This window comes from Marinospirillum alkalitolerans (assembly GCF_045055655.1).
GTDB classification, from domain to species: Bacteria; Pseudomonadota; Gammaproteobacteria; order Pseudomonadales; family Halomonadaceae; genus Marinospirillum; species Marinospirillum alkalitolerans.
Map to the genome: position 1 here is coordinate 590768 of NZ_JBANFI010000001.1, position 10653 is coordinate 601420.

The 10653-nt window shown below is 54.0% G+C and carries 10 protein-coding genes; 8 read left to right on the top strand and 2 right to left on the bottom strand.

What is annotated here, in order from left to right:
• The first annotated feature begins 26 nt into the window (after positions 1 to 26).
• The 3 genes from nqrF to sthA all read left to right on the top strand — a co-directional run bounded on the left by nqrF (position 27) and on the right by sthA (position 3239).
• On the top strand, positions 27 to 1262 hold the full coding sequence (gene nqrF / locus V6U78_RS02640) for an NADH:ubiquinone reductase (Na(+)-transporting) subunit F (RefSeq protein WP_405336904.1): 1236 nt from the start codon (positions 27 to 29) through the stop codon (positions 1260 to 1262).
• A gap of 208 nt (positions 1263 to 1470) precedes the next feature.
• Entirely contained in the window at positions 1471 to 1704 is a 234-nt protein-coding gene (gene nqrM, locus V6U78_RS02645; protein ID WP_405336906.1) for a (Na+)-NQR maturation NqrM, read from the top strand.
• Between the two features lie 140 nt (positions 1705 to 1844).
• Positions 1845 to 3239 carry a Si-specific NAD(P)(+) transhydrogenase gene (sthA, locus tag V6U78_RS02650; protein ID WP_405336908.1) on the top strand — a complete coding sequence of 465 codons (1395 nt, stop codon included), beginning with the start codon at positions 1845 to 1847 and terminating at the stop codon, positions 3237 to 3239.
• 229 nt (positions 3240 to 3468) lie between these two features.
• Here sthA and V6U78_RS02655 read toward each other — a convergent pair whose 3' ends face one another.
• Positions 3469 to 4341, bottom strand: coding sequence for a DNA replication terminus site-binding protein (locus V6U78_RS02655; protein ID WP_405336910.1), 873 nt, complete (start codon positions 4339 to 4341; stop codon positions 3469 to 3471).
• Positions 4342 to 4388: 47 nt separating this feature from the next.
• Between V6U78_RS02655 and V6U78_RS02660 the strand changes: the two genes are divergently transcribed.
• On the top strand, positions 4389 to 5633 hold the full coding sequence (locus V6U78_RS02660) for a lipoprotein-releasing ABC transporter permease subunit (protein ID WP_405336912.1): 1245 nt from the start codon (positions 4389 to 4391) through the stop codon (positions 5631 to 5633).
• A complete protein-coding gene (locus V6U78_RS02665) occupies positions 5623 to 6330 on the top strand; it encodes an ABC transporter ATP-binding protein (protein ID WP_405336914.1) in 708 nt (235 codons plus the stop codon). Before V6U78_RS02660 ends, V6U78_RS02665 begins: the two co-directional genes overlap by 11 nt.
• Positions 6331 to 6384: 54 nt before the next feature.
• On the opposite strand, the gene V6U78_RS02670 is transcribed toward V6U78_RS02665, so the two are convergent.
• Positions 6385 to 7029, bottom strand: coding sequence for a DUF2062 domain-containing protein (locus V6U78_RS02670; RefSeq protein ID WP_405336916.1), 645 nt, complete (start codon positions 7027 to 7029; stop codon positions 6385 to 6387).
• 180 nt (positions 7030 to 7209) lie between these two features.
• Between V6U78_RS02670 and V6U78_RS02675 the strand changes: the two genes are divergently transcribed.
• The 3 genes from V6U78_RS02675 to V6U78_RS02685 are packed head-to-tail and all read left to right on the top strand — an operon-like array spanning position 7210 to position 10623.
• Positions 7210 to 9516: a DNA internalization-related competence protein ComEC/Rec2 gene (locus V6U78_RS02675; RefSeq protein ID WP_405336918.1), complete on the top strand. Its 2307-nt coding sequence runs from the start codon at positions 7210 to 7212 to the stop codon at positions 9514 to 9516.
• Between the two features lie 17 nt (positions 9517 to 9533).
• Entirely contained in the window at positions 9534 to 10211 is a 678-nt protein-coding gene (locus tag V6U78_RS02680; protein ID WP_405336920.1) for a MotA/TolQ/ExbB proton channel family protein, read from the top strand.
• A 4-nt stretch (positions 10212 to 10215) separates the two neighbouring features.
• The gene (locus V6U78_RS02685) at positions 10216 to 10623 is read left to right on the top strand and encodes an ExbD/TolR family protein (protein WP_405336922.1); all 408 of its coding nucleotides are present in this window, start codon (positions 10216 to 10218) and stop codon (positions 10621 to 10623) included.
• Positions 10624 to 10653: the final 30 nt, after the last annotated feature.

The window sequence follows — 10653 nt, forward strand, 5'->3', positions numbered from 1 at the left end:
GCCGATGAATAGCTGAGGAAAATACTATGATTGACTCAACGATCATTCTGTTGGGCGTGGTCATGTTTACCATCATCGTTGTGAGTCTGGTGATGGTGATTCTGGCTGCCCGCAGTAAGCTCGTGAGCTCAGGCGATGTCACCATTGAAATCAATGGCGATCCTGAGCATACGATCACCACCGCGGCCGGCGGTAAGCTGCTAACGACTCTGGCAGCCAATGGCATCTTCTTATCCTCTGCCTGTGGTGGCGGTGGTTCTTGCGCTCAGTGTACTTGTAAGGTGCTGGAAGGTGGTGGCTCGATTCTGCCAACGGAAGAATCTGCCTTTACCATGCGTGAGAAGAAAGAAGGCTGGCGTTTATCCTGCCAGGTCCCTGTGAAGCAGGATATGAAGATCGAAGTAGATGAAGAAGTCTTTGGTGTGAAGAAGTGGACCTGCGAGGTGGTTTCTAACCCCAACGTTGCCACCTTCATCAAAGAGCTGACACTGAAGCTGCCAGAAGGCGAGAATGTTGAATTCCGTGCTGGTGGTTATGTGCAGCTTGAGTGCCCTCCACATGAAGTGCACTACAAGGATTTCGATATCCAGGAAGAGTATCACCCCGACTGGGATAAGTTTAATATCTGGAAGTATGTCTCCAAGGTCACTGAGCCGACGATTCGTGCTTACTCTATGGCGAACTACCCAGAAGAGCGCGGTTTAGTGAAGTTCAATATTCGTATTGCAACACCGCCTCCTGGCCGTGATGATCTGTCACCTGGCATCATGTCTTCGTATGTCTTCAGCCTCAAGCCTGGCGATAAGATCGACGTGTATGGACCCTTCGGTGAGTTCTTCGCGAAGGATACGGATAACGAGATGGTCTTTGTTGGCGGTGGTGCGGGTATGGCACCAATGCGCTCGCATATCTTCGATCAGCTCAAGCGCCTGAAATCAACGCGTAAGATCAGCTTCTGGTATGGTGCTCGCTCACTGCGTGAAGCCTTCTATGTTGAAGAGTTTGATCAGCTGGCTAAAGAGAACCCCAACTTCACTTGGCACTTGGCACTGTCTGATCCTCTGCCTGAGGATAACTGGACAGGACCAACCGGGTTTATTCACAATGTTCTTTACGAGAACTACCTGAAGGACCATGCTGCGCCTGAAGATTGTGAGTTCTATATGTGCGGGCCTCCCATGATGAACGCAGCGGTAGTCAAGCTGCTGCAAGATATGGGTGTCGAACCTGAAAACATCCTGCTTGATGACTTTGGTGGTTAAGTCTCCTGTGGCGATCGCTTCAGTAATCGGCTCGGTTTTAGAGCAAGAACTCTAAGCCATGAAGGGTTGTCTCAGAAAGAGGCAGCCCTTCTTTGTTTCAGAACTTGCGTCATCCGCTGCGAGCAGCCAAGATTTTGATCAGACACGCTTCTGAGATGAAAGGCCAGTATTGTGAAAGGCTATTGACGCTAAAAAGTCGGAGAAGAAGATGCAAACTTTTATACTCACCCTCGCCGTTCTGGCAACGATTATCATCATTATGTCTGTTGGGGTGTTAATGGGACGTAAGCCAATTGCGGGTTCATGCGGTGGCATGAGTGCGCTGGGTATGGATACAGAGTGTGATATTTGTGGCGGTAATCAAGACATCTGTGAAACAGAGCAACAAAAACAGCGTGCCCAGCTGGCAGCACCACTGGCTTATGATGCAACAAAAAAATAGCACCTCTGCCTGAGCGTGGCTGACCAAAGCCTTATTGCTTTTTGGTGACTGGTCAGTCAAGCTGCCGGACCATCGATCTGCAAGCATCAGATCTTTAAGTATGGGGTGTGCGAGAATCAAGATCACAAGGGGAAGTCTGCATGGCAGTATATAACTATGATGTCATCGTAATAGGAACAGGCCCAGCCGGAGAAGGTGCGGCGATGAATGCGGCCAAACATGGCAAGCGCGTGGCCGTGGTTGAAGAACAACCCTTGGTGGGTGGCAACTGTACCCATAAGGGTACAATTCCGTCTAAAGCACTGCGCCATGCAGTCAAACAAATTATCCAGTTCAACACCAATCGCATGTTTCGTGATATTGGCGAACCGCGATTTTTCTCCTTCCCTAAGGTTTTAGAGCGCTCCAAGCGAGTCATTGAGAAGCAGGTGGCCTTACGCACGGGCTTTTATGCGCGCAACCGCACCGATGTCTTTTTTGGCAAGGCTCGTTTTGTTGATCCACATACCGTAGAAGTGCGTGATCAGCATAATGGCATCGAGTTTTTAAAAGCGCAGAAGATTATTATTGCCACGGGTTCGCGCCCTTACCGCCCAGCGGATATCAACTTTGATCATCCTCGTATCTACTGCTCAGACTCTATTTTGCAGCTCTCCCATACACCGCGCTCGATTATTATCTATGGTGCTGGGGTCATAGGTTGTGAATATGCCTCTATTTTCAGTGGCTTAGGGGTTAAGGTTGATTTGATTGATAACCGTGATCGTCTGCTCTCCTTCCTCGATGACGAGATCTCTGATGGTTTGAGTTATCACCTGCGTAACAATGGGGTCCTGATACGTCACAATGAAGACTACGCCAAGGTAGAAGTCGTGGATCAAGGTGTGGTGCTGCATCTGAAAAGCGGCAAGAAGCTGAAGGCGGACGCCTTTATGTGGTGTAACGGTCGCTCAGGGAATACCGAAGAACTTGCACTGGAAAATATCGGTCTTGAGGTGAATTCTCGTGGCCAGTTGCAGGTTGATGATCACTATCGTACGAGCATTCCGCATATTTATGCAGCGGGTGATGTGATTGGCTGGCCAAGCTTGGCTTCGGCTTCCTATGATCAAGGGCGTTCCGCTGCTGCCGACTTCTTGGAAGAGCCAGATTTTCGCTTTATTGATGATGTGCCAACAGGGATTTATACCATTCCTGAAATCAGCTCTTTGGGTAAAACTGAGCGTGAGCTGACCGAAGAATGTGTTCCTTATGAAGTGGGGCAAGCCTTCTTCCGTACACTGGCACGCGCGCAGATCACCGGTGAAACGGTGGGTATGCTCAAGATCCTCTTCCATCGTGAAACCTTGGAAATCCTTGGTATTCACTGCTTTGGTGACCAGGCTTCTGAGATTGTCCATATCGGTCAGGCGGTGATGGCGCAAAAGGGCGAAGCCAATACGCTACGCTACTTTATCAATACCACCTTTAACTATCCCACGATGGCCGAAGCCTATCGCGTTGCCGCCATTAATGGCTTAAATCGCGTTTTCTAAGGAACCTCTGATCAACGTTAAGAGCGCAGGTCAGACAAGGCGAAATTGATCGAAAAAGCGGAGTTTACACGAAGTAAATGAGCATTTTGAGGCCAATTTCAACGCAGTATCACCAAGCGCAATAGTTGATCAGAAGCTTCCTCATCGGCTTTTAAGGCTTACCCTGCGATCTTGCAGGGCGCGCCAACGGCCCCTTCTCCAGCCAGCCTGCGTCATCAGGTTGGCTTTTTTATTTGGGGCGGCTGTAGCGGTAGACACGCAGGCTGGGCAGAAAGGGCTCGTCTTCGAGGCGATTATCAGAGCGCCGCGCCCGAGTTCGCTGCGCGGGTGGTTCGATCGGGGGCTGATTAAAGGCGGGCAGGCGTCCATCCTCACTGAGCAAAAACAGCGGCAAGGCGACATTCATTGCTTGGCGTTCAGCGGCTGCACCCGCTTCTGTCCTGAAAAACAGATTCGCACGCATCAAGGGGGCCTGTTTTTGGACTTGGGCGAGCGGCTCATCTGGCGGCAGGTGGGCCAGCTTTTTCAGCTGGATCTGGATATGGGCGGCATCGGTATTCATTTCTTGCAGTCGATATTCCGCTTCCTTTAGCGTGATCTTACGAATGCTGCGTCCGCTTGAGTACCAGCTAAAGCGCACCTGCTGTAGTGGGCGCTCACATCCAGGAAGCTGGCGCCAGGCTTGCTTGAGATGGAGGCGAGCCAGCCCGTCTTGACTGAGATGCTGATGCAGGCTGGCATGGCGCTGAGCGAGTTGCTGTCGAGCCTCACTCAGCTCTTGGGGCGCTTCTTTGCGCAGCTGCTCAATCATCCATGAGAAGGCCAGTTTGGCCTGGTTGACCTGACCAACCTCTTCCCACAGACGGGGTGAACAAGCGACAAGGCCGGGATAGCTGCGTGTCGCACGGCCATCCTGGCCATCTAAATACCAGAGATCAGTTAAACAAAAGTGAACCTGTTCAAGTGCTTGGTGATCAGAGACACCGTGCATCCAGCAGCGCGGCTGTTCTTCTAAGAGACTCTGCTGGAGCTGATGCAAGGCTGCAAGCAGGGCATCAAAACGGGCATCAAGCTGTTGGAGGAGGCGATAGTGTGTCGTCATGCTTTACCTTACAATACCCCACCATCTTCTGGACGAGGAAAGAATGAATGGCATCTTTACCCCTCATGATAGGGCTGCGTTATACGCGCGCCAAGCGACGTAACCATTTTATTTCATTTATTTCGATGACTTCGATGCTGGGCATGGCTTTAGGGGTCGCGGTGTTGATCCTGGTGCTTTCAGTGATGAATGGTTTTGAGCGTGAGTTGCGCGACCGAATTCTGGGGATGGTGCCGCATCTGGCCATTAAGAATTATCAGGATTTTAGCCAGTGGCGAACCACCGCTGAGACACTGCGTGCTGTGCCAGGTGTTGAGGGGGTCGCGCCTTTTATTCAAACCCAGGGCATGCTGATTCAAAGCGGCCAGCATCGTGGCAGTTTGGTGGCAGGCATCTTGCCCGAACTGGAGCCAGAGGTATCGATTATTGCAGAGCATCTGCAACAGGGGATCACGCTGGATGCGTTACAGCCTGGTGAATTTGGCATGATTATGGGCGAGCGTTTGGCACGTTTTCTGCGTTTGCAGGTTGGTGATCAAGTGACCTTGCTGCTTCCTGAGGCTTCGATTACACCGGCTGGTATTTTCCCTCGCTTGAAGCGTTTTACGCTGGTCGGCACCTTTGCTGTTGGCGCGGAACTCGATAGCCAGCTGGCTTATGTGCATCTTGAAGATATGCAAAGACTGATGCGTTTGGGCGACAGTGTCGAAGGTCTGCGTCTGCGTTTAGATGACTTGTTCCAAGCGCCGAGAATGACGCGTGAGTTAGTCAATCAATTAGGCTACCCCTATCGTGGGCAGGATTGGACGCAAACGCAGGGCAATCTGTTTCAAGCCATTCAGATGGAAAAACGCATGATTAGCCTGCTGCTGTTGGTGATCGTGGCGGTTGCGGCCTTTAATATCGTAGCAACCTTGGTCATGGTGGTGACAGATAAGCAGGCAGACATCGCCATTTTACGTACACTCGGTGCGAGCCCAGCCACGATTATGCAGATTTTTATGGTGCAGGGTTTGACGATTGGTGTGCTGGGTACGCTTGTTGGGGTTGGGCTGGGCATCCTGCTCGCGCTGAATGTCAGTGATCTGGTGCTATGGCTGGAAGGTCTGCTGGGCATCGAGTTCTTGGATGCCAATGTCTACTTTATCAGCTATCTCCCTTCAGATTTGCGCTGGGCCGATGTGCGTTTTATTGCACTCAGCGCCTTGAGTCTCAGCCTGCTATCAACACTCTATCCAGCTTGGCGTGCAGCAAGAACCCAGCCTGCGGAGGCCTTACGTTATGAGTCCTAAGAGTCTAGAAAGGCAAGCGATTTTAGAATGTCGTGGTTTGAGTAAAACCTACACTGAAGGCCCACAGCAGGTGCAGGTGCTGCAATCCATTGATTTACACGTTTTTCCTGGTGATCGCTTGGCTATTATTGGCAGCTCTGGTTCGGGTAAGACCACGCTGCTGAACCTGTTGGCCGGATTAGATGTGGCCAGTGAGGGTCAGGTGCTGCTGGCAGGACAGGATTTAGCGCAGATGAAGCAAAAACCGCGCGGCCTGTGGCGTAATCAACATCTGGGTTTTGTCTATCAATTTCACCATCTGCTGGCAGAGCTGAGCGCGCTGGAGAATGTGATGCTGCCTTTGCTGATTCGTGGTCAGTCTAAAGATCAGGCGCAGGCCGCTGCTCGGCCCTTGTTGGCGCGCGTAGGGTTAGCAGCCCGCGCCGATCATAAGCCAGCAGAGCTTTCAGGGGGTGAGCGTCAACGTGTGGCGCTGGCCCGAGCTTTGGTGGGCCAGCCTTCTTGTGTGTTGATGGATGAACCAACAGGCAATTTAGATCAACACACGGCGGCCGAAGTCCAGAGTTTGATTCAAGAGCTGGCAGAACAGTCGCGCATCGCCTTTGTATTGGTGACCCATGATTTGCAATTGGCTGCGCAACAGCACCAGATTTATCAACTCAACCAAGGCTGCCTTGCTGCACAAAGTCGGCCATAAGTCTTTGCTGAGGCAGGGCTGAACAAGGTGCATGGCAAGGCTTGAGGGCAACCTCTAGCCTGCTGCTGGTGGATCTTGCTCGGCCTTGGCGGCTGGCGTAGCCTCGGTTGATGCCGATGGCTTGGCCTGGGAGCGAGGGTTTGGCTCCAGCTCTGGATGGGTCAGCGCAAAAGTTTCAGGCGAGGGAAGGCGTTTGAGGTTGCGTCGCTTTGACCAGCTATTGGCGACATGCCAGCGCCAAATCAGGCGCACTGCCAGATGTGAAATCAGCGCGGCCAGCCCGCCAAAAATCACCGAACCCAAAAGCAGCGGTTGCCAGATATGGCTAAAGCGCTCGTGTATCCATTCCCACATATTGTCTGTTGGCGCATGAGCCGGTAAATCAAGTAGCCAGCTGCCAAACAGATAGCTGGCATAGAGCATCGGGGGCATGGTGAGCGGATTGCTGACCCAGACCAGCCCCACGGCAATCGGCAGATTCACACGAAAGAAGGTGGCCAAGAGCGCAGCCGGAATCATCTGAAAAGGCATCGGCATAAAAGCAAAAAATAAGCCGATACTAAAAGCACCGGCGACACTGCGGCGCGTCAATGTCCATAAGCCGGGATCAGCCAGTTGCTTGGACAGAAAACCCAGAGATTTTTCTTTTAGCAGCCGCTCAGGACGCGGCATGTAGCGCTTAAAAAATTTACGCGGCATAACAAGGATTCAGCTCATAGTCGCCAAGAGGCCGTATTATGCCTAGACTCAGCTGGACTACCAAGACGTGAAGCGATTTTTCTTTTGCGCTCTGCTTTTTGTACGCTGTTTTTTGTACCCTGCTTTTTTTGTACCTTACAGTATCAAGCTCAATCCTTTTGTTGATTGAAGGTGTCAAGGATGACAAGCCTGCCTTTGCTCTGGCGTTGGTCGCTGGGGATGCTGCTGGGTGTGCAGCTGATCTTTTATCTTGATGTCTGGCTTCCCCTTACTCTGCTATTGCTGCTGCCGTTGCTCAGCCTACGCTTGTTGATGGGCGGTGCGGCTGGTTGCTCTGGTCTGCTCTTTGGAGTGAGCCTTGTTTTTTGGCATCTGGTCTTGCTGCATGCCACGCTCCCTTCGGCTGCTGATCAGGCGCAGCCCGTTGAGTTGACTGGACGTATTCTGGCGGTGGAATCCGGCACACGCCCCCGAGTCAGATTCAAGCTGGAGGCCTGCTGGCGATCGGCTGATCAACAGCCTTGCGATCTCGGCCGTCCGTTATCCAGCCAGCTGCTGTTGACGTGGATGGATCAGCAGATGCCACAGCCTGGTGAGCGCTGGCAATTGCGAGTTCACGTCCGACCGATCACCAGCTTGCACAACCTGGGTCGCCATCACCGCCTTGAATGGCACTATGCTCAGCGTCGCCTTGCACGGGCGTGGGTGGAGAGTACAAGCGTCAAGCAGCGTCTGGCCCCCGCGCAAGGTTGGATTGCCTGGCGCGATCAGCGTCTTATTGCGGCCAGTGCCGCCACTGAGCCGAGCCGAGGTCAGCGCTTTTATCTGGCCTTGGCACTGGGTGAGCAGAGCGCGCTGACAGCTGAAGACTGGCAGTTATTGCAAGCCACGGGCACGGTGCATCTGTGGGTGGTCTCAGGCTTGCATCTGGGATTACTGGCTGGCTTCGCGCTGCTGGGTGTGCGTTGGCGCTGGTGGTCGCGTGGCGTGGGGGTGATGCTGGCTGCCGCGCTAGTGATCTTCTATGCCGCTTTATCAGGCTGGGGCGTCGCGGCGCAGCGCGCGAGCTTGATGTTGTTGATGGGGCTGCTGGTCTTGAGTGGTTGGCGGCGTCTCAGCCCGTGGACGCCCTATTTTATCGCGCTCAGCCTCCTGCTCGTCATCAATCCTTGGTGGGTCTTCTTGCGCGGCTTTTGGCTGTCTTTTGCGGCGGTGGCGATTTTGATTCTGGCCCTGCGAGGTTTAGCGCAGCGGCCGCTGATCTGGCAGTGGTGGCGAGTGCAATGGGTTATGCTGCTGGCCTTCACGCCGGTGTTAATCTGGCAAGGTGGCTATTGGAGTGTCTGGGCGCTTGGGGTGAACTGGATTCTGGTGCCGCTGATCGGGATGTTTGTTTTGCCAGCTACCTTGATCAGCCTGATCGAAATCTGGCTTCTCGGTAGCGGCTGGATCGCCCAGTGGGTGGTGCTTGGCCTGGACGCGATTGCCACGGCGCTTGAACAGGTGAGCCAATGGCCGCGCTTGACGCTAGAACGTCCTGGCTGGTTGTGGTTAGGCTTGCTGGCACTCTTGCCACCAGGCTTCTTTGGTCGCCACTGGGCATTGCTGGGATTGCTGCTGGCCTGTTGGCCGGCTCCTGCCACGCTGCCTGATGCAGGTTGGCGGGTTTGGGTTTTAGATGTCGGGCAGGGCACAGCGGTGCTGGTTGAGAGTGAGGGCGAATATCTGCTCTATGATACAGGCCCCGGCTGGCAGCCAGATTGGGCTCCCTTGCTGCCTGCTCTAGAAGGGCTCGATGGCCGTGTGACACTCGGCTGGACGCCTTGGATATTGGATTGGGTTGTGCTCAGCCATGATGATCTGGACCATCGCGGCGGTTTTGCGGCGCTGTTGCGTCACCATCAGCTGCGACATCTGGTCACACCGGCTGAGCAGGCACCGCTTGCGGCTCTGACGGCCCAGCCCAGTGTGCCAAGTTATCATGCTTGTTTTGCAGGGCAGCGTTGGCAGCTGGGTGCAGTGGATATACTGGCCTTATGGCCGCCCCAGCCGGTCAGTGGTAGGGTAGACAACGCGCATTCTTGTGTTATGTTGCTGCGCGGAGCAGGGCACAGCCTGCTGCTGACTGGCGATGCGGGCTGGCCAGAGGAGGCTTTTTTTGCTCAGGCTCTGCCTGATCTGCTGGATGCGCGTCTGAGTTTATTGATCACCGGCCATCATGGGAGTCGGCATTCAACGAGCGCAGCCTTGATTCGTGCCACTCAGCCTCAGTGGGCTGTGCACACCTCTGGCTGGCAGAATCACTATGGTCATCCTGATCCCCAAGTGCAGCAGCGTTTATGGCATGCTGGTGTGCAGCAGTTGGATACAGGTTTAGCTGGTGCGGTGGTGTTTCATTTTGATCAGGACCACCTGCAAGTGGAACAAAAAGGTACGCCAGCCCTCTATTGGTGGCTCAGAAAACCACCGCGCTTTCGCACTGATTAACCCCAAGGAGCCAAGAGATGCTGGAGATATTTGCCGCTGGAGGCTGGTTGATGTGGCCGCTGCTGCTCTGCTCAGTGAGTGCCTTGACGATTATTTTGGAGCGCCTCTGGGCCTTGCGTCAGCAGAGTATTGCCCCCACAGTGCATCTTGAAGCCGTCGATCAGTGGCCGCTGGCGCAGCTACTGGCGCGCTATGCAGTGACCACAGCAGCGCCAACTTCAGTCGAGCGTATTCTACAAGCTGGACTGCGCCGCCATGATCAAGGTGCGTTGCGGATCAGAGAAGCGCTGCAAGCGGCGGGGGCGCATGAGGTGCATCAACTAGAAAAGTACCTGACGCCCCTAGGCTCGATTGCCGCCATTACGCCGTTGATTGGCCTGCTGGGTACCGTGGTGGGCATGATCGATGTTTTTCAGCAGCTGGATCTGGCTCAAGGCAATGCACAGCAGCTGGCAGGTGGTATCTCTGTCGCGCTGATCACCACCGCAACAGGGCTGGCGATTGCCATTCCCAGCCTAGTGATGCATCGCTATTTTCAGCGTCGTGTCAGTGACTGGGTGGTGACGCTGGAGCAGGTCGGGCAGACACTGCTTGATCGCCTGTCACCCGATCAGAGCGCCGCGTTACAACTGGATGCACTGCAAGTAGAGAGCCAGCCAGCGGCCGCCTCGACCACACCCAGTGGCTGGAGTTAAGCTGATGCAGTTTCGGCGCACTCCGCCAGAAGCGGCGCAGGTGAATATGACACCCTTGATTGATGTGGTGTTTTTGCTGTTGATCTTTTTTATGGTGTCAACGCATTTTCCTGATCGGCAGCTGCCATTGGATCTACCAAGTGCAGCCACTGGCGAAGTAGAACGGCTGGAGACAGATCTGCTGCTGGTGAGCTTGGAGGCCAGTGGTCAGCTGCTGCTGAACGGCCAGCCTCTGGTCGAGGAAGAGCTGGAATCCCAGCTGATGGAAGGCATGCAGCGGATGCAGCAACCGACGCTGATTATCCAAGCGGATCGGCACACCCCGCATCAACAGGTGGTGCTGGTTCTGGATACGGCAAGACGTCTTGGCTTGAGTCGGGTTAGAATAGCGACTCATGAGCCTGGTCCCTGATGAACCTGATTGAGTAATCTAGTGAACGAA